Genomic DNA, 24860 nt, shown 5'->3' on the forward strand with positions numbered 1-24860 from the left:
GACCCTGCCTAGATTATTGAGGCGGCAAATACTTCATCGGATCCACAGGCTTGCCATCCTTGCGCACTTCGAAATGCAGCATCACACGGTCTGCATCCGAACTGCCCATTTCGGCAATTTGCTGACCCCGCGTAACGGAGTCGCCTTCCTTGACCAACAGTTTGCGGTTGTGCGCATACGCCGTCAAGAAGGTGGCGTCGTGTTTGATGATGACAAGGTTGCCGTAGCCGCGCAGCCCCGCGCCGGAGTACACCACCTTGCCCGCCCCGGCGGCGTAGACGGGGGCGCCCGCGTCGGCGGCAATGTTCAGCCCCTTGTTCTTCGAATCGTCGAAACGCCCGACGACCATCCCCTTTGCCGGCCACGAGAGTTGCAGCTCGCCGCTCGACACCGCGGTCGGCGCCGACGACGTTGCCGGCGGCGGCACAACGGCCGGCGGCACGGTCGCCGCCGTGTTGCCGGTGCTCGACGGCGTGCTGGCCATCGGCGGCGGCAGCGGCGTGCCGGTGTCGCCTGCCGGCGGCTTCACGCGCAGCACCTGACCGACCTCGATCTGGTCCGGATTCTGGATGTTGTTCCAGCGCGCGATGTCGCGATAGTTCTGACCGTTCTCCAGCGCGATGCGATAGAGGCGATCACCGGGCTTGACCCGATAATAGCCCGCCGGCACCGGCGTGTTGTCGATAACGGGCGCAGCACCCGGCACGTTGCTGTCGGTCGTCGCACCGCCTACGGTACGGTCGACGACCGGCGCCCCGACTTGTCGCGATGCGCACGCTGCCAGCATGCTCAGCAACAGGACACTGGCGACGCGTTGTTGGAAACCCGCTCGCAAATTCACTCAAATCCTCCGCAGAATAGGCCCGTCGGGCTCAAATGATGCCCGATTTTAAGGGGACGAATAACACCCTATCAAGCTGCGTCTCGCGCCATTGGCGCGCACCGACGCGCTCGATCAGGGTCAAAATCTGTTGCTCGCCGCCAACCGGCGCGACGAGACGCGCACCAACGGCCAGTTGGTCGATCAGCGCGTCCGGAATCTCCAGCCCGGCGGCCGCGATCACAATACCGTCGAACGGGGCGACCGCTGGCAATCCCAGGCGTCCGTCGCCGTAATGCAACCGGATGTTCGGCACGCGCAACGGCCGAAGATTGGCTTTGGCCCGCTCATGTAACGGCCGAACCCGCTCAATGGAATACACGTCGCGCGCGACGCACGACAACACGGCCGCCTGATAGCCGCAGCCAGTGCCGATCTCAAGCACCTTCTCGAGCGGACGTCCGCCCGCGAGCAGTAACTCGATCATCCGGCCGACGACCGAAGGCTTCGAAATCGTTTGTCCGTGGCCGATGGGCAGCGCGGCGTCCTCATACGCCTGAGTGGCCAGCGCGGCGTCCACGAAGCCATGGCGCGGCACCGTTGCGAGCGCCGCCAGCACGCCCGCGTGTTTGACGCCGGATGCGGCGACGCGTTCAGCCATTCGCGCCCGCACCCGATCGGATGTAAGTCCCATGCCCTCGGGCACGCTGGTGACCGCCGACGGGCCCGTGCGTACGGTACCGACAGACGAAACCTTCGCCGACGCGCCGCCATGCGACATCCCCGACGCACCGGCGGTACCGGCGGTGCCGACGGCACCGGCGACGGCCGGCTTGTGCAAACCGCCCGCAGCGGGCTTTGCCGCCTGACGCGGTGGGGTCTTCGCGGCGTGTGGGGCGGGTTGGGCATGCGGCGCCGCCGCCGGGCGCGCCAACCCTTTGGGCACGACGGGATGCGGCGTCTGGGCGCCACCCGGTCGCGCGGACGCGCCCGCCATCGGCGTCGACGCGGCGCGCGGTCCAGTGCGCGTGTTGGAATGCGCCGTAGCCGCGCCTCCTGCCGCCGGCGTTTTCCCATTCCCCGGGTTCGCTGAGCCCGCCTTGCGCGTCATTGCCGCGGGCGGTGCCCCTGCGGGACTTACCCGCGACGCCTTGTCGAGCGTCGGCGCCTTGCGTTGCCGACGCGTCATCACTTCGGCCAGGGGGAGAGGAAAACGCTTCGGCGGTGTCGTCATCGTTGGGCCACCCCTGCGCTGGCCAGCCAGTCATGCACGACACCGAGCCGTGCGTTATGCGTGAGATCCAGTTGCAAGGGGGTGACCGAGACGTAATCGTGCGCCACGGCGTGAAAATCGGTGCCTTCGCTGCTGTCGCGCGCGTCGCCGGCCGGACCGATCCAATAAATGGCTTCGCCGCGCGGATTTTCCTGACGGATCACCGGCTGCGATTGGTGTCGCTTCCCAAGACGCGTGGCGAGTGCGCCTTTGAGCCGATCGTACGGCAAATTGGGAATATTGACGTTCAACAGGAACGGCGCGCCCAGCGGGCGCTCCATGTAGCGCTCGACGATCTCGCGCGCCACGCGTGCGGCGCTGTCGAGATGATCCCAACCCTTGTTGACCTGGGAAAACGCGAACGAGGGAATGCCGAACAGGAAACCCTCGGTGGCAGCGGCCACGGTACCGGAGTACAGCGTGTCCTCGCCCATGTTCTGGCCGTTATTGATACCCGAGACGACGATATCGGGACGCTCATTGAGCAGGCCTGTGAGCGCCACGTGTACGCAATCGGTCGGTGTGCCGTTGATGAACGTGAAATCGTTGGCCGCCTTGAAGACGGAAAGCGGCCGTTGCAGGGTCAGGGAATTGGACGCACCGCTACAGTTCTGTTCGGGCGCCACCACGGTAATGTCGCCAAGCGGTGCCAGCGCTTCGTAAAGCGCGGCCAGGCCTGGCGCCTGATACCCATCGTCGTTGCTGAGCAGGATTCGCATGCGGCAATTGTAACCGAGGAAAGGTACCCGGATATGACGCCTTCGCGGCATCGATCCACGCTTGGCCACGATCCGGGGTGGGCGGCAACGGCAAAATCGCCGTGTGTCGCCCAGTCGGCCATGCCACTGCCGCGAGCGCCGGAAACCCGGGGCGCCAGCGACACCGGCGCGCTACATCTTCTCGGTCTCGCCGGCTTGCGGTTGCCACACGAGCAAGCGCCGCTCGGCCACCCCGACCAGTCCGTCGAGCACCAGGGCGAATGCGGTGAGGATCAGCACCCCGGCAATCACGGCATTGATGTCGAACGTGCCCTCGGCCTGGAGGATGAGGTACCCCACGCCGCGCGCGGAGCCGAGGTATTCACCGACCACCGCGCCGACGAATGCCAGCCCCACCGAATTGTGAAGACTGGAGAACACCCAGCTCGTGGCGCTCGGCAAGTAGACGCGGCGCAGCAACTGGCGCTGGTTCGCGCCCAGCATGCGGGCGTTGGCCAGCACGACCGGACTCACTTCCTTCACGCCCTGGTAGACGTTGAAGAACACGATGAAAAACACCAGCGTGACCCCAAGTGCGACCTTCGACCAGATACCCAGCCCGAACCAGACCCCGAAAATCGGGGCGAGAATCACGCGCGGCATCGAATTGGCCGCCTTGATGTACGGATCGAGCAAGGCGCCGGCGCTGGGCGAGAGCGCCAGCCAGAGCCCGACCGCCAGGCCGGACACGGTGCCGATGATGAAAGCCAGCACCGTTTCGAGCAGCGTCACACCCAGATGCAGGTAGATCTCGCCGCTGGCGAACCATTGCCAGATTTGCAGGAGCACTTTCTGCGGTTCGCCAAAGAAGAAAGCCGCCTTGTCGGGGCTGTCGAAGTAGAACGCGGGCAGCAGCGTCGGGCTGGTGAGCACATACCAGACAAGAAACGCCACCGCCAGCAGCAGCCATTGCCACAAACGCAAATGCCGCATGATCGAACGATTACGCATGACGAACGGATTCCGGGAAATTCAGACGGACACGCAAACGAGCCGTCAGACAAGCCAATCGAACAGGCCGAAGCCATCCGGGAGATCGAACCAGTCCAGCCAATCGAACCAGCGCGCCCAGCCGCATGTACTCATCAGAAAGCCCGCGATTTGGCACATGACGATTCAGACCGCCTTCAACTGTTGGGCATAGCCCTTGAGCACTTCCTCGCGCAGCACGTCCCAGATCTGGGCGTGGAGCTCGGTAAAGCGCGGATGGTTCCGGATTTCCGCCACATCGCGCGGACGCGGCAGATCGATCCGGAACTCCCCTATCGGATGGGTGCCCGGCCCCGCGGCGAGCACCACGACACGGTCGGACAATGCAATCGCCTCGTCCAGATCGTGCGTGATGAAGAGCACCGCGCGACGTTTGGCCGCCCACAGCTCGAGCAACTCGTTCTCCATCAGCTGTCGCGTCTGGATATCGAGCGCCGAAAACGGCTCGTCCATCAAAATGATGTCGGGGTCGAGGATCAGCGTCTGCGCCATGGCAACCCGCTTTCGCATCCCGCCCGAAAGCTGGTGCGGATATCGGTCGCCGAATCCGCCGAGCCCCACCCGCTTGAGCCATTCATGGCCGCGCGCCTTCGCCTCGTCGGCCGCCATGCCGCGAAATTCGAGGCCGGCGGTCACGTTGTCGATCGCGTTGCGCCAGGGCATCAGCGCTTCGGCCTGAAACATGTAGCCGGCGCGCGAATTGATGCCCCGAAGCGGTTCGCCGAACACCTTCACGGCGCCCGACGACGGCATGAGCAACCCCGCCGCGACGTTGAGCAAGGTCGACTTGCCGCAGCCGGTCGGCCCCACGACGGAGACGAACTCTCCCGGCGCAATATCGAGCGAGGTGTCCGCCACCGCCGTGTAACGCCTGGCGCGATCGTCGCGTGCGACGAAGGTGCACGTAATGCTGTCGAAACTCAGAGCCGGCGCAGTCATCATTTGTACTTGGCGTCGGCCTTCTTGGTGAACTCGTTCGTGAACGTCTTCGACAGATCGATCGACTTGCCCTTGACGGTTTCGTCGAACGCCTGGAGCGTGCGCAGCGCCGTTGCCGGACCGTCGGCGGGAATCATCCCATCGGGCGAGATCGCTTCTTTCACCCGCGCCCAGGCGTCGAGGTAAAGCGCACGATCGCCCAGCAGGTAGGCATCCGGCACCGTCTTGATGATGTCCGACGGACCGGCCGTCTGCAGCCAGCGCAATGCGCGAACCATGGCATTGGTCAGCGCCTGCGTGGTGTTCGGATTTTTCTGGATGAACGCTTCGTTCGTGTAAAGACAGCCGGCCGGCATGTTGCCGCCGAACAACGATACCGTTTCCTTGAGCGTGCGCGTGTCGGAGATCACGCGGATTTCCTTGTCGCGCTCGAGCATCGTGATGACCGGATCGAGGTTCACGATCGCATCGATATTGCCCGAGCGGATCGCGGCGAGCGCACCGGACGAGGCCCCGACCCCGACGAAGGCCACCTCATTGGGTTTCACGCCGCCCTTGGCGAGCACGAAGTTCGCCATGATGTTCGTGGACGATCCGGGCGCGGTCACACCGATCTTCTTGCCGCGCAGATCGGCGATCGACTTGTAGTTCGGCAAGGTCTTGTTGGACACGCCGAAAACGATCTGGGGCGCACGGCCCTGCAGCACGAACGCGCGGATGTACTGATGCTTCGCCTGCAACAGGATCGTATGTTCGTACGCCCCCGACACCACATCCGCGCTGCCGCCGACCAGCGCCTGCAACGCCTTCGAACCACCGGCGAAGTCCGAGATCTCGACGTCCAGACCTTCGTCCTTGAAATAGTTCAGACGCTCGGCAATCGTGAGCGGCAAATAGTAGAAGAGGTTCTTTCCGCCGACGGCGATGGCGACCTTGGTCTTTTCCAGCTTGGCTTGCGCGAAGCCCGGACGAATGCCGGCCCCGATCAGACCGGTCGCGGCCAGTGCCGTAACGAATTGACGTCGTTGCATGGTTGTTTGTCTCCTTGGTTGCAGCGATTTTTCTTGGTGTGACGTGCGATGGGTGTGACGTGCTGCAGGGGCATCGCGTAAGGCGGCAAAGCGCGGACGATGCCGCATCTCGCGCGCCCCGGCGGGCACCAGGCAGTTTGGCTCAGATGACCCCGTTCTCGCGCAGCGCCTTGATTTGCTCGGCATCATACCCCAGGCGTGCGAGCACCTCGTCGGTGTGCGCGCCCAGTTCGGGGCCGAGCCACTGCGTCTGGCCAGGCGTCTCCGACAGCTTTGGCGTGACGTTGGGCAGATCGATCGGCGTGCCGTCGGGGAACGTGTGACGCTGGATCATCTGGCGCGCGATGAACTGCGGGTCCTTGAACATGTCGGCCACGGTGTAGATCCGGCTCGCGGGCACATCCGCGCCCTGCAGCACGTCGAGCGCCTCCTCGATCGGTCGCTCGCGCGTCCAGTTGCCGATGGCATCGTCGATTTCCTGCGTGCGTGGCACGCGTCCGTCGTTGTGTGCCAGGCCGGGGTCTTCCGCCAGATCGGCGCGACCGATGGCGTGCATCAGCCGCTTGAAGATCGGGTCGCTGTTGCCGCCGACGACGATCATGCCGTCGGCGCAGGGATAGGTATTCGAAGGCACGATGCCCGGCAGCGACGCGCCGGTTCGCTCGCGCACCATGCCCGCCACGCTGTATTCGGGCACCACGCTCTCCATGAGGTTGAAGACAGCCTCGTAAAGTGCCACGTCCACGACCTGCCCTCGCCCGCCGTTCGCATTCCGATGGTGCAGCGCCATCATCGCGCCGATCACGCCGTGCAGCGCCGCGATCGAATCGCCAATCGAAATGCCGATACGCGGTGGCGGCAGATCCGGGTAGCCGGTGATGTGCCGCAATCCCCCCATCGATTCGGCAATGGCGCCAAAACCCGGGCGGTCGCGGTACGGCCCGGTCTGTCCGTAGCCCGACAGGCGCACCATCACTAGCCCGGGATTGAGCGCGGACAATTGTTCGTATCCCAGACCGAAGCGCTCGAGCAGGCCCGGCCGGAAATTCTCCACCACGATGTCGGCCTGCGCCGCCAGCTTGCGCACGATCTCCTGGCCTTCCGACGATTTGAGGTTGATCGTCACCGACTTCTTGTTGCGTGCCTGCACGGCCCACCATAGCGAAGTACCGCCGGCGTCGGGGTGCAGCTTGCGCCACTTGCGCAATGGATCGCCGTGCTGCGGATCCTCGATCTTGATGACTTCAGCGCCGAATTCGCCGAGCATGCGCGCCGCGAACGGCCCAGCGATGAGCGTACCGAGCTCCAGGACCTTGACCCCGGCGAGCGCGCCGCGCGCGGGCAGGCCAGCGGTCGCGGCGGAATTCTGCGACGAAGCGGCCCCGGGAGTACCGGCAGTACCGGGATTTCCGCCCATACCGGACGGATCGGACGGATCGGACGGATCGGACGTGGCAACCGAATCGGGTGAACGCGACGGTTCAGACGATGTGAACGACGTGGACGACTTGGACAACGCGTGGACTCCTGTACCCGTCGACGGCCATTGCCGTCGACTTCGAAACGCGCCCGGTGGGCGGCGCCTGTCACCATGGGTGGCAAATGAAGTCCGTATAGTAATTCGACAGTCGGCTATCGGCCAATAACGTAGAACCCGATACCGGAGAGTTCCGATCCGGATCGTCGCGAAGTCCTAAACGTGGCCTTCACCGGCCGCAGCGATCATGTCTCGAACAGGTGACGCGCGCCTCGCTGCGCCGCAATATAAATCGCTTCGCCCCGATTACGCGCGCCAAGCCGCCGGTAGAGCGCGGACACGTGGGTCTTTGCGGTGCCCTCCGAGATCACCAGTTGCTGGCAAATGGTTTTGATGGACAAACCGCGCGACAGCAGGGCCAGAATTTCATACTGCCTTTGCGAGATGCCGAGGAGCGCCGACTCGGCCAGTTGCGTCGCCTTGTCGCCGCCGAGCGGAAACACGGGCAGACGCGACAAGGGCAGCGCCTCGCCCATGGCTTCCTGCCGCCAGAGCACGAGCAGCGCCGATAGCGCATCTTCCGGCACATAGCGCCCGCCGCAGAACGCCAGGTCGAACACCGACCGCACGCGCGCGACGGCGCTCGGCCAGGGCAGAAACGCGGTAACACCGCTCTGCAGCCAGTGAATGATTTCATCGGGAAAACCCGTATCGCCGATCACGATGACCGGCACAGGCGGCGCGCATTCGCCGGCCATCGAGCACAAGGTGTCGAGAAGCGGGGTGCGAGCGACCGATTCATCGAGTACGAGTGCACGGCGCGAGGGCAGTTCGCGCAGCCAGATCCAGTCCTGCGTCGCCACGTCATGAACGTGGCGCAGGACCGGTAGTGTCGCGTTGGCGTCGGTTTGCAATGCGACCTGCAGGCCGCTCAGCCATCTGGCGGCCTCACCCATGACCAGTACACGCATGGTTTCCCCTGTATTTCCGGTCGGCACCCCACGCCGCCGCCCCGATTCTGGTGACACCCGCCCGCTCGCCTGCGCTTCATCGCGCGGCTGCGCCCCTTTGTCCGCTCGCCACGTATATCCGGCATCCCCGCGCGTTCCGCGCGTGTCGTGGCCGGCACGAAAACCGAAGATATCCTCCAGCGTTCGTCGTGATCTGTCCCTCAGGTGTCACTTCGCTTTTGAAGCAGTTTATGCGTGAAATCCGCACGTCGGCGAGTCCGCCCTCACGGGATCCCGGCCGTTGTTGCCTCTGCGCGACAATCCGCAATGTGCGTAACCTATTTACTCATTTCACCGAGACTCCGCCATTACTTTTTTCCCTTCCTTTTCTGCAATAGCGCAATAGAATACAAAAAGCCTGACAGGACAGTCAGCGGAAGCCGGGGGGCACGCCATGTTCAAATTTTCCGTCGTCTCGACGCGCAGCGCCATGTTTTGCATGGCTTGCGCGTGCATTGCCAGCAGCGCCCAGGCCGACGTCACCGGCGCAGGCATCCCGAATATCGCCGTGAGCGACGCCTTGCTCGCCACCACCCGCGCCGCGAATCTGCAACAGAGTGTCGTTGCCCATCTCCCGGGCGCCACGCCCACCGCGCTCGCACCGGTCAGCTCGACACTCACCACCGCCAACAACGTGCGACTCTGGGATGAAGTCATCCCGCCTGCGCCGTCGCCGAAGCCAACACAGGCATCGAGCGCGCCGCAGGGACAACTGCGCACCACGGTTGCCATCGCCCAGCCGTCGACGCATCCCATCGCGGCCGGTTTGCTGGCAACGAGCTTCACGCTCAACGCCAGCACGGTGCGCGTGGGGCGTTGATCACCGGCGCATCACCGAGGCTTTCCCGGCGCATCGCACGCACGCCGCGCCAGGCGCGCTCCGAATTTCACTGACGCGCTGCGCCTCTCCTGCGGGCGGGATGCGCAGCGCGTCACTTGTCACGGCCTCGCGTCACGCCATCAGAACGTGTACGGGAAACGCACGCCGATCACGTAATTCGGCGCATCCGGCGACATGCCGGCGTTCACGTAACCGTTCACCGTCCAGTGCTTGTTGATGGCGTAATTGATGCCGAAGTTGAGCGACGCGGCGTTCGTCGAGCTGCCGGCCACCGTCGTCCACGGACCGCCCGGCGTGGCGGTCTTCGTCGCACGCGAAATGGCCGTCGAGTACGAGATCGACAGCGCCGTCTTGTCGTTGAGCGCGAGCGCCATGCCGGCGCCGAGCTGAATGATGTCGCCCAGCTTGACCTTCGCGGGCTGCACCGTACCTTCGATCGTCGAGATGTCGTCGAAGGTGCGCGCCACGTTGTACGTGTACGCCACGTTCGCGAACAGCACGATCGGATCGTAGGTCCGCAGGAACGACAAGCCGGCCGTGAACGCCCAGATCCCGTTCCCCGTGGGCAGACGCGACGGCGTGGTCAGGTTGTTGTTGGACGGGTCGGGCGTGCCGAGCTTGATACCGAACGGCGACGTGCCGGTCGGCGCCGTGACGCGCAACGACGCCACGATGTCCGGCCAGTTCGCATTCTCCTTGACCAGCTGGTAGTACAGCGACGCGTTCACGTCGCCGATATTCGCCGAGTTCTTGCTGATGTCGCTCACCGACGATGCCGCGCCGCCCACCCCGCCCGAGATGAAGTCCGAGTTGCGGTACAGGTACGGCACGTCGAACGCCACGCTCATACGGTCGGTGATGCCGTAGCGCGTGTTGACGTCGAAGGTCCACACGTTCGCCTTCGTCTGGCCGAGATTGAGCTGGCCGAGGAAGATGGCGTCGAGTGCCAGGAAGCCACTCAGTACGAGTTGACGCCGATCGTAGTAGCTGTAGCTGATACCGGCGTCGATGGTGAGCTTGCGATCGAACAGCGGCGCGTGCTGCGCCTGCACCACGGCTTCTTCGGCCGGCGTGCGCTGCGAGTCGGTCTCGCTCTTTTGCATCTGCTGCGTCTCGCCGATGGGCGTGGCCGTCGTGGGGCCCGCGGCCCCGGCCGCGCCACCGCCCGGCGTACCCGCGGACCCGGCGGCGGAACCGTCGCCGGGCGACACCTGCGCGATCTGCGCGGTGTCCCACGCGGTCAGGCCGCGTCCGCGTTGCGCCATCTCGATGTCGGTAAGGCGCTGTTTCAGAGAAGAAATTTCCCGCTGCTGCCGGTCGACCATGTCCATCAACATCTGGAGACGGTCATCCGGCGATGGGTTCGTATGCTCCTGAGCCTGGGCCGATAGCGTGAAAAGCAGTACCCCCAACGGAATAGCGGCAACGGGAAAAAAGCGGTGAGTGTTCATGGTCCCCCCCGGGTAAAAAAGCGGACGGGCGTCCGCGCGCAATCCAACCAACACGTGATGCCGAAAAACGGTTGTCCTAGCTGCTCGACTGCGGGGTGATGCGTGCGAAACCCACCGCGACACCTGCTGCGCGCACTGCCCGGGCTCTGCCGACATCACCTTCTTGTTACGCCCCACTTCTTGTTGTCATCGCGTCCGGTGTCGCCCCGTCGCTTCACTGCGTTCGACGACCGCACCGGCCACTGCTGCCGGCGTCGCGTGGTGCATGCACCACCTCGCGACGCCGTTACGACACCTGCGCTTTGCCTGCACCGCCACCTGCATCGGCGTCTGGGCGAACCGCATCGACACGGCTCGCCACATCGGTCACCGAATCGGTCACCCCAGCGATCGCTTCACCGGCGAATGGCCGCCATGTTGGCAAGCGCACTCTGCACGCCTGCCTGACGCAGCCCGCCCGATGTGATCGGACTCGACTGGAGGTTCAACTGCAACGTATTCATGACCTGCTGTGCGTTGCCCGCCACCTGCACGACCTGCATGATCTGGTTCATGGCCGCACCGGCGCCGCCGCCGATGCTCTGCCCGAGATTGCCGTTGGGCGTATTGAGCGTGACCTGCATGCCCGCCGACGTAATGGCGACGCTCGCACTCAGGTTGCCCACCGTGGTCTGCGAATGGTTGGCGCCCTGCCCGCTCACCGGTATGAGCGAGGCAATCGACACGCCCGGGGCGTACTGGATGATGGCTTTGTTCAATGCGTTGTTCGCGTCGCCGGCCACCTGCGTAATCTGGGCGACGCCGTTGATGAGCACGCTCGCACCGCCGGAGACAACCTGCGTGACGGGCGTCGTTGCGTTCGCCACGCCCGGCAGGATGCCGGTCGCGGCGCCGGTTTGGACCTGGTAGCCGCCGGCGCCCTGATTCACGCCGAGCACGCCGGTGGCCATCAGGCTCGCACCGGTCGGCATCTGCCATTGCGACTGCATGACGAGCTGAAAGCCCGTGATCATGTTCTGTTGAGCGTATTTGCCGGTCGCGTGCGAGAGCACCTCATCGCTCACGGGCGTCCAGCTCTCGGGCACCACGCTCGACGCGAATGCCGGCACGGCGCTCGCGAACAGCGGGATGGCCAGCATCGGGACATATCGATTCATGATGGTCTGGTCTCAAAACAGATCCGCCCGGATGATGCCGAAGTCCACCATCGGGGTCGGTGACGTCCCGGTCGCCAAGGCGCTGTCGCGTAGCTTGACTGCCAGGGATTCGTTGCCTTTGAGCAGCGGTGAATCCTCCAGAAACGGCTTGCCGATGACCGCCAACACCAAGCCATTCCACTGCTTGGCAAAATCGGCCTGCTCGATGATGCGGTTGCCCAGCGCCGGATCCGACACGAACACGCGCCCGTCCTTCGCCGCCTTGATGACCACAAAGTGCTGATAACCGTTGACGTCGATGAGCGCGATGACCGGGATCTTCAGGTCGTACAGCGCATTCACGTCCACCTTGAAACCGCGGCCCTCGAGCCCGAGCGTTTCGACGAACTTCTTCATGTCGAGCATCGAGAAACCATTCTTGATGACGGTCTGCGGATTGGAGAAGACCATCATCTTCTGAATCATTTCGGCCTCGGGGATATCGATCCCGTAGCCATATCGCAGCAACGTTGCCAGGGCTGCGGACCCACAGCTGAAGTCGTATTCCTGCTGGACCAGATTCACGTAGTGCATCGACTTGAACGAGCGCATCTTCTTGACCGCCGGTACACCGATCGAAGACTCCAGGTTCACCGATGCATACTGCGCGTGCCCGGCCACGCTTGCGCACGCCAGGGCGCAAACAGTAGCGATCCTCACTGCGGCACGACGCGCATCACTCATGACACACCTCAGGAAAAAACCGGTCCGGGGAACCCCGGACCGGTGACCTGCATTACTTGATTGCCGAGATGGCGAGGCTGTTGGCCTGAACGTTGCCGATACCGGCTGCGACGTTCACGCCCACGTTGCCGCTGGCCCACTGCAGAGCGCCGTTGCCCAGCGATGCGTTGGCGACGAAGTCACCCGAGGCCTTCATGCCTGCGACCTGGTCGGTTTGGGCCGTCGAGTTGGCCGCACCGCCCTTGAACCAGCCGTTTCCACCTTGCGAGACGGCCGCGGCCAGGCTGTTGCCCTGCACGTTGCCCACACCCGAAGCCACGTTCACGCCGACGTTGCCGGTGGCGCCGGCAAGCGCTCCGTCGCCCACGCTGGCGTTGACCATGAACTGCGAGATGCTGGCCGAACCCTTGGACGACTGGTTCGCAAACACCTGGGCCGACGCATACACCGGCTGGGCGTTGAGCGATGCGATCGCCACGTTGTTGGCCTGGGCGTTGTCGGCACCCGCCGCCACGTTCACACCGACGTTGCCGTTGGCGTTAGCCAGTGCGTTGGTGCCCAGCGTTGCGCCCATCGTCTGGTATTGCGCCGTGTTGAAGTGGTACGTGAGCGCGCCCTTCGTCCATGCGGTCGACGACATGTAGGTGTTCGAGAAACCCCACAGCGCACCGGCGGCCATCGAGTCGCTCTCGACGGAGTAGTTGCCGTGGTTCAGCGTGGCGTGGAACGCCGCGTCGAAGCTCTTCTGCGTGTTCAGGAAGCCTGCAGCAAGGAATCCGGCAGCCTGCTGCGACTGTTGCCCGTAGGCGTAGCCGCCCCATGCCGAACCCTGACCCGCGCCGAAGTTGCCCACGAGATAGCCGCCATACAGCGCCAGACCGCCCGGCAGCGGGATAATGCCGCCGCCGATGATGCCTCCACCGCCTGCGACGTTCGAGTACTGATACCCGCCGCCCGCGATGAAGCCACCCGAACCGGAGCTCGACTGGCCGGCCACATAACCCGCGCCCGCCTGGAAGGAGTGGCTCGTGTTCAGGTGGCCGTTGGCCGAAGCGTTCACCCACGACGTGGAGTTGTCGTAGTGCGTGGTGGTCCTGCCTGCGATCATGTACGCGCTACCCTGATCCGTCACCGTCTTGGTCTTCGAATCGACGCCGTACGTCACATGGCCTGTCACATAGGAACCAAGCAGCGGTCCCGTCAGGTTCACGTGGTGTACGTCGACACGCTGGTTGCTCTGCACGACAGCGTTGCCGGTGTTGTCCACCGTCACGCAGCCGCGAATGCCGACCAGACCGAAGATGCCGACCAGGTTCAGTACGTTGGTCTCGTTGCCGATGAACGAGAAGCTGTATTGCTGGTGATTGGGGGACGCCATGGCGGAACCCGTTGCTACCAGCAGTGCAGCCGCTGCAATTGCTTTCGTTTTCATGACCATCTCCTTGACGAGAGAATTACCCAGTTAAAAAGATGTGCCCGCCGGGGGACGGAGCACAAAAACATTTGCGGTTACATTGCCTATCCCAGCCGACTGGTTCACTTGCACCACACCGCTCGCGCCCCGAAAGGCGTCACCGGAAATCGACGCCGTGCGGAACTGATCGTTGAGGTTGTCGCGCCCAGCCGGGCCACCCTTGGAGATCGCAGCGGATAGTGCCGTATCCGATACGCTCGCCACTCCAGACGCATCGCCGGTCACAATGACGGTCGCGTTGCGTTGAAGATTGCCGGCACCGCTCGCCTGGTTGACTTGCGTCAGCCCCGAGGTGCCTGAAAATGCGTTGCCTTGAATTGCTGCGCTGGCCGCGCCGGTCGTGGTCGTGACGAGCGCCTGCTGATTCGTGCTCGACGCCCCGGCCGTCACACTGCCGCCATTGGCAATCACGGCACTGTTGGCCTGGGCGTTGTTCACGCCCGCCGCCTGATTCACACCCAGCGCGCCGGTCACGCCGACGGCCGTGCCGTTCTCGACGGTGGCGTGCGTGCCGGCGAGTTCACCGTTCACGAACCACACATCTTCCGCGGCCGATGCACCGGCAAGCGTCGCCAACATTGCGGCAACCGCCAGATGGACGGCGCGCTGCGCGCCACGCGACCCACGCAGTCCGCTCATTTCGTCGCTCCTGCCGCGCCGAGATTGGTCAGCGGCGAGAGCGCCGAGCTGATCACCGACGGCACGAGCGTGCCGATGCTGCCGATACCGCCTACGCCACCCGAGGCACCCGCGAATCCACCGCCGACACCGTTGGACGTGTTGAGGCTGTTCCCACCAGGCGCATTGCCCACGAGCACGCCCATCACCGGATTGATGCCGGACTGCACGGCGCCCGTGACGAGACCGGCGTTGCCGCGGCCCATCAGGTCGCTGTCCGTGACCTGCTTGACAGCGCCCATGGCGGTATTGAACGGCCCGGTCGGGAAAGCCGGAACAGCGATGCCGATCGGGTTCTCGACGCGCGGCAGGCCTCGATAGGCGATTTGCGGACCGATGTTGCGCTCGACCACGATATCGCCCGGGGTCGCCGGTTCCGCACTCGCCTGACCCGCGAGCAGCACCGGCGTCAGCACCACGACCATCGTGGCGAGCGCTCGTGCGGCGTGCGCGACAGGAAGAAAATGGGTCTGGGTCATGTCGTTCACCGCGTGGTGTAAGTCACACGCGTCACCTGCACGTTGTTCACGCCGTTGGACAGTTGCTGCGGACGCGGCATCGGCGTGACGGCGCCGGGCAGTTCGTCCCACAACGTCACACCATTGGCGAGCGCCATGCCTGGTGACTTGACCATCGTGCCGCCCATGTTGCGGCCGCGCTGGTTCCCAAGTTGTTCGTCGTCGACACGGGCGGCCGCGAGCGGCATTCCCGTAACGGCGGGGGCATTGCTTGCGGCCTCAGCCGATTCGTCATTGGTGGCGGCCACGTCCTGCGCATCGCCTTGCGGCAATTGCGCGGCAAGCGGCGCCGGGATGGCGACATCGGCGTCGTAAATCGACGCACGCGGCAGTGCCGTGGTCGTGAACGTCGTCGGCACCATCGCGCCCGTGAGCATCGCAACCTGCACGAACGGCGAGCGCGACACTTCCTGCGCCTGAGCCTGCGCGGCACACAGACCCAGTGCCACGGCAACCGCGGCGCCCAGAGCGCCTGCACTTTGCCGTACGCGGACCTGCATTTCGGTAGTGAGAATTCGCATCGCTTTGCCCTCCTTGCCCGGACCAATAAAGCGACTTCCGTGCCACCCACCTTAAGTGCATGAAAACATTGGCTTTATATTTTTCGACGTTCCAGTGTGCCTGGCCATGTGTCCGAAAACGTTTCAGCATTGATACGTGGGCCGCCATCCAGCGCGTGCGTCGTTTCACCCATGCCGTTCGCAAGCATTCCGAACTGCGAACGATATCCGCGCGAGCAGCGACGCATGCCGCGAAGGCCCGGCCGGCAAGGCGCTCCTGTGACGGAGCGATGCCAAATTTGCCGCGCGGGCGCACAACGACACGACGCCGTCACACGGGTTCGCGCGATGCCTTGGCGAATGCGGCGCCACGGATGTTTCATCTTTGATGTGTGCCTCCGACGCGCACGCGGCGCGCGCACCGATCGTGTTGGCGACGCGCTTCAAACGCGCGCTGCATGGCATCGCGTTATGGCAGGCGTGACGTCGCGACATGAGGTCTTTCGAAGCGCGAGAGAACGCATTGCGTACGGAGCGCGCGACAGGCGAAGGCAACGGAAATGGCGCGATTTTTCCGTCGTTATTGGCGACGTCAGGATTCGCGGAATGCGAAGACGCCGCAGCGAGGGCGTGTGTCGCAGCGTGACTTCAATGGTGTGTCAGGGAGATCTTCAGGACCCCAAAAAGAAACGACCGCCCTGTTCATCACAGGACGGTCGCCCTCTCTTCGCCAGAAGATATCAGGCCGGCACGCCCGATTCGTCACCACGCAATCCGTAGCGGCACATGAGCCGATAGAGGGTGATGCGTGAAATGCCCAACTCTGCGGCCACCTCGGTGAGCCGATGACAATGGCGCAGCAATGCTTGCTCGATGGCCGTTCGTTCGGCCTCGGCACGGATTTCCTCGAGCGTGCGCACCTGCGTCGGCACCCACGGCAGCAGGTCGAGATCCTTGGCCGAGATCACGCGACTGTCGGCCATCACGATGGCGCGGCGCACGCGGTTGATCAACTCGCGCACGTTGCCCGGCCAGTGATATTCGTACATCGCCTGCACCGCGCACTGCGTAAAACCGCGGATCTTGCGATGGTTATCGCCCTTGAAGCGTTGCAGCACATGATGCGCCAGGATCTCGATATCCTGGCCGCGGGCACGCAACGGCGGCTCGTCCACACGCAACACGCACAGGCGATGGAACAGATCCATGCGGAACCGGCCTTCCTTGACCGCGGTCTCGAGGTCCACATGGGTCGCGGAAATGATGCGCACGTTCACGGGAATGACTTCATGTCCGCCCAGACGTTCGATCGCACCTTGCTGCAGGAAGCGCAACAGGCTCGCCTGACTCTCGATGGGCAGATCGCCGATTTCGTCGAGGAACAAGGTACCGCCGTTGGCCGACTCGACGCGCCCGACCTTGCGCGCGTTCGCACCGGTGAAGGCGCCGCGCTCGTAGCCGAACAGTTCGGACTGCATCAGGTGCGGCGGAATGGCGCCACAGTTGATCGCCACGAACGGGCCCTTGGCGCGCAGCGAGCGCTCGTGAATCGCCACGGCACTCAATTCCTTGCCCGTGCCCGATTCACCGGAGATGAACACGGGCGCGTCCGTGTTGGCAACCTTGCGGATCGTTCGGAAGAGCTGCTGCATCGCCTCGCACGTGCCGACCATTTCCTGGTCGCCACCGACCTGCGGTGTGATGATCGGCACTTCCGAGAGCGACGCCATGCCCCATGCGTGACCGATCGAATGCGCAAGCTGATCGTTCGTGCAAGGCACGTTGACGTAATCGAAGCAGTAGTCGCGAATCAAACGACGAATCGAGGTCGTCGTCAGTTGCTCGGGGTGCGTTGCGGCAACCCAGCCGACCGTGGCCGGCTGCATGCAAGACTCGAATGCCCCCATCTCGCGGTCGCTGTAACCGCTCGCCAGGTCAATGAGTGCTGCGCTGGTGATCCCCGGATTCAGAATGCGACCGACGTCGCTGGCGCTCTTGGCCGGCATGACTTGCCAGCCTTGCTCTCCCAGAAACGACAGCAACCCGTCGTTGTGCTTTCGGGAGGCGTAAATCAGGGTGCGCCCGGTATCGTTAGCCATACCTTAACTCCCTGCCTAAGCAGTGCCCGCGCGCCATTATTGGGTTTCAGACCGGTTGGCACGACAGGTATACGGCCCCACGCCGCTCGGGAGTTATGGTGTTCCCCGTGTTGTTTGGGTCCCCAAGTCGGCAGGTTCAGTCTAGAAGACCGGAATAGGCGCAGGAATACCGAATAACAACTAATCCGATTGGATGAGAGTACGAGTACCTACGCGCAAGGGCGCGTGGCGTCACGCGAGCTTCATGCTCAGAGCGTATGCCGATCGAGCACGGCGCGGGCGATGGTGCCGGCATCGACGTACTCCAATTCGCCCCCGACAGGCACGCCTCGCGCGAGCCGGCTCACGCGCAGGCCGCGCGCCTTGAGCGTCTGACCGATGTAATGCGCGGTGGCCTCGCCTTCGTTGGTGAAGTTGGTCGCGAGCACCACTTCCTTGACCACGCCGTCGGTGGCGCGGCGAATCAACTGCTCGAAATGGATCTCGCCCGGGCCGACGCCGTCAAGCGGCGACAAGTGCCCCATCAGCACGAAATAAAGCCCCTTGAAGGTCATGGTCTGCTCGAGCATGTTTTGGTCGGCGGGGGTTTCCACCACGCAAAGCAGGCTCGTGTCGCGCTCGGAATCGAGGCACGTCTCGCAGATCTCGACTTCGGAAAACGTATTGCAGCGCGCACAATGGCGAATCTGCTCGGACGCATGCACCAGCGCCTCACCCAGCCGCACCGCCCCTTTGCGGTCGCGTTGCAGCAGGTGATAAGCGATGCGTTGGGCGGACTTCGGACCGACACCCGGCAGCGCGCGCAGGGCGTCGACGAGTTCTTGCAGGCTCGAGAGCTGAGGCATGCGTCGTCTTTCGATACTTGTGACTGGCCGGCGCGGTTCAGAACGGCATCTTGAAGCCCGGCGGCAGCGGCAGACCGGCGGTCAGGCCACCCATCTTTTCCGCGGCGGTCGCCTCGGCCTTGCGCACGGCATCGTTGAACGCCGCGGCCACGAGATCCTCGAGCATGTCCTTGTCGTCGGCCAGGAGGCTCGGATCGATGGTCACGCGACGCACATCGTTCTTGCACGTCATCACCACCTTCACCAGGCCGGCCCCCGACTGCCCCTCGACTTCGATCTGCGCGAGCTGCTCCTGCGCCTTCTTCATGTTTTCCTGCATTTGCTGGGCCTGTTTCATCAGACCCGCGATGTTTCCTTTCAGCATGTCGACTCCTGAGTAAATCGTATGAGGGGCTTGGCGCGCGTTGCCGTTTTGCAGCGTTGACGTCAGGACGACCACCCTGTCCCACGGCGTACAGCGGCGTGCCGCATCGTCGCGCCGCGCCCTGTAACGCGCGTTTGGGTGACGCCCTCCGAAACGCTCGGAAAGCGGCGACCCGGTTATCGAAAACGAACCCGATTATTGTACCGGGCGAATGCTGCCCGGCAGGATCTGTGCACCGAAATCCTCGATCAATTCGCGCACGAGCGGATCCTCGGCAATGGCCTGCTCGGCGGCGCGCTGCCTTGCGGCAGCCGCTTCGGCCGCCAGCGAAGCCGCCGTCGTGCCGACCTGTCCCAGCGCCACGTGCAGTTGCACTTCCGTGCCGAAATGCTCGTTGAGCGCCTGTCGCAGCTTGTCGGTGGTGGCGGCGTCGGCCAGTTGACGCAGCGGCACGCGCAAATGCAGCGCGCGCCCCGCGACTTCCGTCAATTCGCTCTGGAATGCCAGTTGCTGGGCAAGCCCCCGCGCCGGCAGTTCGACCGCCAGCGCCGGCCAATCGCCCGTGAACACGGGCGCCACGCCGTCGGCTTCGCGATAGACACAGGCGTGCGGCGCGACGGCCGGTGCAGGTGCCGGCGGGGCAGGCTCAGGTTCAGGATCGGCGCCGGCCGGGGCATCGTCCGAGGCGCGCGACGGATTGCCTCGGTTGGCGCCTGCGGCAGCGCCCCCGTTGCTGGTGCGCCCGGCCGTGCCCTTGCGTCCGGCATTGAGTGCGGCAAGCGCCGCCCGGGCGGGCGACATCGGTGCGCCGTCGGCCGGCGCGGCGGTACTGCGCGCGGCGGGCACGCGGCGCGCCTCGGGCTGTGCGGGTGCTGCCACGGCGCCCGCCCCCCCCATAGGCGACGATGCCGACGACGTCATGCGGCCCGGCTCACCCGTCGGCACGCGTGCCGGCGCGCCGGTCGAGGGCGCCGCGGCGCGAGCGGCACCGGCGGCCCGGGGCATGGGTGGTTCGGCCAGCGTGCCGCCTGCGAGCAGCGGCGTGAATGCCGCCATGCGCAGCAGCGCCATGGAGAAACCGGTGTATTCGTCGGGTGCGAGACCCAATTCGCCGCGCGCACGCGTGGCGATCTGGTAATAGAGTTGCACGGCCTCGGGCGACAACGCCTCGGCCAGACGCCGCACGTCCGCCGCTTCCGGCCAATCGTCGGAGACGGCTTGGGGTGCGTACTGCGCCAGGGCAATTTTGTGCAGCAGACTGCCGAGGTCCTGGAGCCCGGCGGCAAACGAGAAACTGCGCTCGGCCATTTCATCGGCGATCGCCAGCAGGTCGGTACGCGATTCGTCCTTGAGGGCATCGAGCAAGCGCACGAGCACACTCTGGTCGATGGCGCCGAGCATGCCGCGTACCGCTGTCTCGGACAGCGGCCCCGCCGCATAGGCGATGGCCTGATCGGTGAGCGAGAGCGCGTCGCGCATGCTGCCCCCCGCCGCCTTGGCGAGCAGGCGCAGCGCCTGTGGCTCGCTCTCGATGCCCTCTTCGCCCAGGATATTCGTGAGGTGCGACACGATATGCCCGGCAGGCATCTGCTTCAGGTTGAATTGCAGGCAACGCGAGAGCACGGTGACCGGAATCTTTTGCGGATCGGTCGTCGCCAGGATGAACTTGACGTGTGCGGGCGGCTCCTCGAGCGTCTTGAGCATCGCGTTGAACGCGTGCCCCGTGAGCATGTGCACTTCGTCGATCATGTAGACCTTGAAGCGGGCATCCGCGGGCGCGTAGACGGCCTTCTCGAGCAACGACGTCATTTCATCGACGCCCCGGTTCGACGCCGCATCCATTTCGACGTAATCGACGAAACGGCCCTCGTCGATCGCGCGGCACGCCTTGCACACACCACACGGCTCGGCCGTGATCCCCGTCTCGCAGTTGAGCGCCTTGGCCAAAATACGCGAGAGCGTCGTCTTGCCGACGCCGCGCGTGCCCGTAAACAAATAGGCGTGATGCAGACGCTGTTGCTCGAGCGCGTGCGTCAACGCACGCACGACATGCTCCTGGCCCACCAGGGTCGAGAAGCCTTTGGGGCGCCATTTGCGCGCGAGTACTTGATAGGTCATGCCAAATTGTAACAGTTCGGCGTTGAGCGCCCGCACCGATATCCTACCGCGGCCGGGTGGTCCGGCGCCCGCCCGAGGCGGTGGCTATCAGTGCGATAGAAAAAAATGTTGCGCGATTCTACCAAGGGCATCCCGGACATGCGACACGTCGGCGCCAGCCCATCGTCGCGCGCGTGCCTCTGGCCCGTCTGCACGGCGAGGCGCACCGATCACATGCCCGGCAATGGGTGGCGGCAACGGATTCAGGCAAAGGTTTCGGGGGAAAACGTGCGCAGAACGCGCGGAGAACATCGATAAAACAAGGAGGTAGGTGACGAGCCTGACCCTCGGCACTGGTAGAAAACGGTTGTGGCTGCTTCGTTCCCGACCTGACCAGATTGGCCGCGCCACCATGCGAGGAGGCCCGTCAGTGATAGATTCTACCAGAGTCGACGCGCCAACAGAAGCCCCATTCCGCCAGAAGATGCGTCAGGGCGCCGCCGTGCCCCGGGCACGGGCCGTGGGCGCGCGCGCAAGCGTTTGCGATTTCCGCTAAGATGAGCACAAACTGCATTGGCGGGCGCTATTGAAGCCCGCGATTGCAGCCTCCATATGGGGAATGCACGCCCGGAACGTCGGGTGACATCTCCAGCGTCGGCGAGAGCGAGGGGCTTTCGCCGCACGTTTCCGAATAGTCAGACGAGGCAACAATACTCATGAGCGAAGCCATCAAACACATCTCCGACGCCAGCTTCGATGCGGACGTTCTGAATTCCGACAAGCCGGTGCTTCTCGACTTCTGGGCAGAGTGGTGCGGTCCGTGCAAGATGATCGCGCCCATCCTGGAAGAGGTCACGAAGGAATACGGCGACAAGGTCCAGGTCGCCAAGATGAACGTCGACGACAACCAGGCCACGCCGGCCAAGTTCGGCATCCGCGGTATTCCCACGCTGATCCTGTTCAAGAACGGCGCCGTCGCCGCTCAGAAGGTCGGCGCCCTGTCGAAGTCGCAACTGACCGCGTTCCTCGACGGCAATCTGTAATCCCCGCCGGTGGGAGCATACGCCGGGGCCTTTGTCGCCACAGTGCGACACCCCGGCGGCGCGCAGGCAGGACAGTGCTTGCGCGCCGCGCTGCTTGCTATATAATCCGGCGAAAAGCATCTCAAAGTTCTTCGAGCGTTCGCTCACTTTTCCCTGATCCTTCACTTGTCGTCCGATGGACGGCACCTCCGTATGCATTTATCCGAACTAAAGTCCCAGCACGTCTCCGAGCTGCTTGAAATGGCGAACGGTCTCGAGATCGAGAACGCGAACCGCCTTCGCAAGCAGGAGCTGATGTTCGCCATTCTGAAGAAGCGCGCAAAGTCCGGCGAAACCATCTTTGGCGACGGTACGCTCGAGGTGCTGCCGGACGGCTTCGGTTTCCTGCGTTCCCCCGAAACGTCGTATCTCGCCAGCACGGACGATATCTATATCAGCCCGTCGCAGATTCGTCGCTTCAACCTGCATACCGGAGACACGATCGAAGGCGAAGTGCGCACGCCCAAGGACGGCGAGCGTTATTTCGCGCTGGTGAAGGTCGACAAAGTCAACGGCCACCCGCCCGAGGCCTCGAAACATAAGATCATGTTCGAGAACCTCACGCCGCTGCATCCGAACAAGCCGCTGCTGCTCGAGCGCGACATTCGCGGCGAGGAAAACGTCACGGGCCGCATCATCGACATGATCGCCCCGATCGGCAAGGGCCAGCGGGGCCTGCTGGTCGCCTCGCCGAAGTCGGGCAAGACGGTCATGCTGCAGCACATCGCGCACGCCATCACCGCCAATCATCCGGAAGCCAAGCTTTTCGTGCTGCTCATCGACGAGCGCCCGGAAGAAGTGACGGAAATGCAGCGCTCGGTGCGCGGGGAAGTGATCGCGTCGACGTTCGACGAACCCGCCACGCGTCACGTGCAAGTCGCCGAAATGGTGATCGAGAAGGCCAAGCGCCTGATCGAAATGAAAGAAGACGTGGTGATTCTGCTGGACTCGATCACACGTCTGGCTCGCGCCTACAACACCGTGATCCCGGCATCGGGCAAGGTGCTCACCGGCGGTGTGGACGCCAACGCCCTGCAGCGCCCGAAGCGCTTCTTCGGCGCGGCGCGCAACGTCGAGGAAGGCGGCTCGCTCACGATTATCGCCACGGCCCTGATCGAGACCGGCAGCCGCATGGACGACGTGATCTATGAAGAATTCAAGGGCACCGGCAACATGGAAGTGCACCTCGAGCGCCGCCTCGCGGAAAAGCGCGTCTACCCGGCGATCAACCTGAACAAGTCGGGCACGCGTCGCGAAGAGTTGCTCATCAAGCCCGAGATCCTGCAGAAGATCTGGGTGCTGCGCAAGCTCATTTACGACATGGACGAAGCCGAGGCAATGGAATTCCTGCTTGGCAAGATCAAGCAGACGAAGAACAACGCCGAGTTCTTCGACCTGATGCGCCGCGGCGGCTGATCCCACCGACAACGCCACGAAGCATCACGAGAAAAAGCCGCGACCCTGTCGCGGCTTTTTCATTGCGCCCGCCTGCCGGCGGCGCCGACCTCCGCCTTCACGTAGGCCGCCCCCTGCCCGCGCTTCACCCCGGCGCGGTTCGGGCTGTCACGATGACTGTTATATGATGGGACGTACCGTGCGCCGGTCGCCGGCACGCCTCCCCCCTGCTGTTCCCGAAGGAGAAATGCAATGTCCGAGCAAGACGATTTGATGACGGAAGCCTTTGCCCACCTCGAAGCCGGCGACCCCGAGTCGGCACTGGAGATCGGCAAGACGCTCGAGTCGATGCGATACTCGGGCGCCTATGAGGTGCAGGCGATGGCCTATGCCGACATGGATGAAATGGAGCAGGCGGTGGCGGTGCTCGAAGCCGGCGTCGCCCATGCACCGGGCGTCTGGCTGCTATGGCAACTGCTTGGCAACTATCGCTCCGATCTGGGGCGTTTCCCCGAAGCGATCGAAGCCTATGAGGCCGCCGCCAACTGCGCCCCCGATGAAGACCTCGTGATCGTCGACTTCAATCACGCCAACGCGCTGGCACGACACGGCGACCTGCCCGCCGCGCAGAAACGTCTCGATCGGGTGCTGGATAGTCCGCATCTCGCCCAAGCGGGGCGGGCATTCATCGAAAACGCCATGACATTGCGCATGCATCTGTTCAATGCGCAGGGAGAGCCCAAGGCCGCCATCGCGACCTACGAAGCCCTGCACAAGCAGGAGCATGACGAGGAAGGCAGCAACGTGTCGATGGCCGACGTGCTGGCCGAATTGTCGCTGGCTTACAAGCAGTCGGGCGACAACGACAAGGCGCTCGCCCATGCGCTCGAAGCCGTGCAGTTGTACAAATGGAGCGAGGCCGCCCTGTGGGCGCTGCGCGCGGCTCGCGAGGCGCAATCGGACACCGCGCACATGATGCATCTGATCGTGGAAGGCGAGTGGTTCGAGCCGCTCGAAGACGAGGACCCCGACGGCCCGCCGCCGTCGTTCGTGACCACGTACGACGTCGTTGCCGACGACGAGGCCGAGGCGCGTCGCCTGATCGCCGAGTGCGAGCCGCCGCAGGTGCGCGAATCGTTGCGCGTGGTGGAAACGCACCCCATCGAGCACGATCCGGAGGCGCCCACCCCGTACAAGGGTGTCTATGCCACGGGCGACTACCACATGTACCAGCCTGGCGACGATATCGACTGACCGATGACGGACGCGCCGCCGGACGACGATAACGCGCGCGCGGAACACGAATGCCAAGCGGGCACCGGATCATCTCCGGTGCCC

Annotated in this window: 23 protein-coding genes and 1 other RNA gene; 4 read left to right on the forward strand and 20 right to left on the reverse strand. The window is 64.2% G+C overall.

Annotated features, from left to right (window positions below; translation table 11 throughout):
- Positions 1-13: 13 nt before the first annotated feature.
- The 8 genes from LV28_RS38640 to LV28_RS38675 all read right to left on the reverse strand — a co-directional run bounded on the left by LV28_RS38640 (position 14) and on the right by LV28_RS38675 (position 8259).
- Positions 14-787 carry a peptidoglycan DD-metalloendopeptidase family protein gene (locus tag LV28_RS38640; protein ID WP_224785342.1) on the reverse strand — a complete coding sequence of 258 codons (774 nt, stop codon included), beginning with the start codon at positions 785-787 and terminating at the stop codon, positions 14-16.
- 85 nt (positions 788-872) lie between these two features.
- Positions 873-1931, reverse strand: coding sequence for a protein-L-isoaspartate(D-aspartate) O-methyltransferase (locus tag LV28_RS49650; protein ID WP_407944702.1), 1059 nt, complete (start codon positions 1929-1931; stop codon positions 873-875).
- Between the two features lie 119 nt (positions 1932-2050).
- A complete protein-coding gene (gene surE / locus LV28_RS38650) occupies positions 2051-2812 on the reverse strand; it encodes a 5'/3'-nucleotidase SurE (RefSeq protein ID WP_023596533.1) in 762 nt (253 codons plus the stop codon).
- A 171-nt stretch (positions 2813-2983) separates the two neighbouring features.
- Entirely contained in the window at positions 2984-3802 is an 819-nt protein-coding gene (locus LV28_RS38655; RefSeq protein WP_023596534.1) for an ABC transporter permease, read from the reverse strand.
- Positions 3803-3967: 165 nt separating this feature from the next.
- Positions 3968-4780: an ABC transporter ATP-binding protein gene (locus tag LV28_RS38660; protein WP_023596536.1), complete on the reverse strand. Its 813-nt coding sequence runs from the start codon at positions 4778-4780 to the stop codon at positions 3968-3970.
- Entirely contained in the window at positions 4780-5811 is a 1032-nt protein-coding gene (locus tag LV28_RS38665) for an ABC transporter substrate-binding protein (protein ID WP_023596537.1), read from the reverse strand. The genes LV28_RS38660 and LV28_RS38665 overlap by 1 nt, the downstream gene beginning before the upstream one ends.
- A gap of 142 nt (positions 5812-5953) precedes the next feature.
- Positions 5954-7327, reverse strand: a complete 1374-nt coding sequence (locus tag LV28_RS38670) for a CaiB/BaiF CoA transferase family protein (RefSeq protein ID WP_023873933.1) — start codon at positions 7325-7327, stop codon at positions 5954-5956.
- A 206-nt stretch (positions 7328-7533) separates the two neighbouring features.
- Positions 7534-8259, reverse strand: a complete 726-nt coding sequence (locus tag LV28_RS38675) for a helix-turn-helix transcriptional regulator (RefSeq protein ID WP_058371666.1) — start codon at positions 8257-8259, stop codon at positions 7534-7536.
- A 433-nt stretch (positions 8260-8692) separates the two neighbouring features.
- Here LV28_RS38675 and LV28_RS38680 point away from each other — a divergent pair, with 433 nt between their 5' ends.
- A complete protein-coding gene (locus tag LV28_RS38680) occupies positions 8693-9118 on the forward strand; it encodes a hypothetical protein (protein WP_023596540.1) in 426 nt (141 codons plus the stop codon).
- Between the two features lie 140 nt (positions 9119-9258).
- Here LV28_RS38680 and LV28_RS38685 read toward each other — a convergent pair whose 3' ends face one another.
- From LV28_RS38685 to ffs, 12 genes are all read right to left on the reverse strand, one after another.
- Positions 9259-10590 (reverse strand): hypothetical protein, encoded by a 1332-nt coding sequence (locus LV28_RS38685; RefSeq protein ID WP_023873931.1) that lies wholly within the window; start codon positions 10588-10590, stop codon positions 9259-9261.
- A gap of 395 nt (positions 10591-10985) precedes the next feature.
- Positions 10986-11747, reverse strand: coding sequence for a hypothetical protein (locus tag LV28_RS38690; RefSeq protein ID WP_023596542.1), 762 nt, complete (start codon positions 11745-11747; stop codon positions 10986-10988).
- 12 nt (positions 11748-11759) lie between these two features.
- The gene (locus LV28_RS38695; RefSeq protein WP_023873927.1) at positions 11760-12470 is read right to left on the reverse strand and encodes a C39 family peptidase; all 711 of its coding nucleotides are present in this window, start codon (positions 12468-12470) and stop codon (positions 11760-11762) included.
- 52 nt (positions 12471-12522) lie between these two features.
- The gene (locus tag LV28_RS38700; protein ID WP_023596544.1) at positions 12523-13902 is read right to left on the reverse strand and encodes a FapB/FapC family functional amyloid domain-containing protein; all 1380 of its coding nucleotides are present in this window, start codon (positions 13900-13902) and stop codon (positions 12523-12525) included.
- Between the two features lie 30 nt (positions 13903-13932).
- Positions 13933-14583, reverse strand: coding sequence for a FapB/FapC family functional amyloid domain-containing protein (locus LV28_RS38705; RefSeq protein WP_023596545.1), 651 nt, complete (start codon positions 14581-14583; stop codon positions 13933-13935).
- Positions 14580-15101, reverse strand: coding sequence for a FapA family amyloid fibril periplasmic chaperone (locus LV28_RS38710; protein WP_023596546.1), 522 nt, complete (start codon positions 15099-15101; stop codon positions 14580-14582). Before LV28_RS38710 ends, LV28_RS38705 begins: the two co-directional genes overlap by 4 nt.
- A 5-nt stretch (positions 15102-15106) precedes the next feature.
- Positions 15107-15661: a hypothetical protein gene (locus tag LV28_RS38715; protein ID WP_051610622.1), complete on the reverse strand. Its 555-nt coding sequence runs from the start codon at positions 15659-15661 to the stop codon at positions 15107-15109.
- 719 nt (positions 15662-16380) lie between these two features.
- Positions 16381-17739, reverse strand: coding sequence for a sigma-54 dependent transcriptional regulator (locus LV28_RS38720; RefSeq protein WP_023596549.1), 1359 nt, complete (start codon positions 17737-17739; stop codon positions 16381-16383).
- A gap of 248 nt (positions 17740-17987) precedes the next feature.
- A complete protein-coding gene (gene recR, locus LV28_RS38725) occupies positions 17988-18584 on the reverse strand; it encodes a recombination mediator RecR (protein ID WP_023596550.1) in 597 nt (198 codons plus the stop codon).
- Between the two features lie 37 nt (positions 18585-18621).
- Positions 18622-18948 (reverse strand): YbaB/EbfC family nucleoid-associated protein, encoded by a 327-nt coding sequence (locus LV28_RS38730; RefSeq protein WP_023596551.1) that lies wholly within the window; start codon positions 18946-18948, stop codon positions 18622-18624.
- A gap of 195 nt (positions 18949-19143) precedes the next feature.
- Positions 19144-21066 carry a DNA polymerase III subunit gamma/tau gene (gene dnaX, locus LV28_RS38735; protein ID WP_038622402.1) on the reverse strand — a complete coding sequence of 641 codons (1923 nt, stop codon included), beginning with the start codon at positions 21064-21066 and terminating at the stop codon, positions 19144-19146.
- A 309-nt stretch (positions 21067-21375) separates the two neighbouring features.
- An RNA gene (gene ffs, locus LV28_RS38740) (signal recognition particle sRNA small type) lies at positions 21376-21474 on the reverse strand.
- 287 nt (positions 21475-21761) lie between these two features.
- Here ffs and trxA point away from each other — a divergent pair.
- The 3 genes from trxA to LV28_RS38755 all read left to right on the forward strand — a co-directional run bounded on the left by trxA (position 21762) and on the right by LV28_RS38755 (position 24776).
- Positions 21762-22088: a thioredoxin TrxA gene (gene trxA, locus LV28_RS38745; protein ID WP_023596553.1), complete on the forward strand. Its 327-nt coding sequence runs from the start codon at positions 21762-21764 to the stop codon at positions 22086-22088.
- A 192-nt stretch (positions 22089-22280) separates the two neighbouring features.
- Positions 22281-23543 carry a transcription termination factor Rho gene (gene rho, locus LV28_RS38750; protein WP_023596554.1) on the forward strand — a complete coding sequence of 421 codons (1263 nt, stop codon included), beginning with the start codon at positions 22281-22283 and terminating at the stop codon, positions 23541-23543.
- Between the two features lie 231 nt (positions 23544-23774).
- On the forward strand, positions 23775-24776 hold the full coding sequence (locus LV28_RS38755; RefSeq protein WP_038620760.1) for a tetratricopeptide repeat protein: 1002 nt from the start codon (positions 23775-23777) through the stop codon (positions 24774-24776).
- The last annotated feature ends 84 nt before the right edge of the window (positions 24777-24860 follow it).

The organism is Pandoraea pnomenusa (assembly GCF_000767615.3).
Lineage (GTDB): Bacteria > Pseudomonadota > Gammaproteobacteria > Burkholderiales > Burkholderiaceae > Pandoraea > Pandoraea pnomenusa.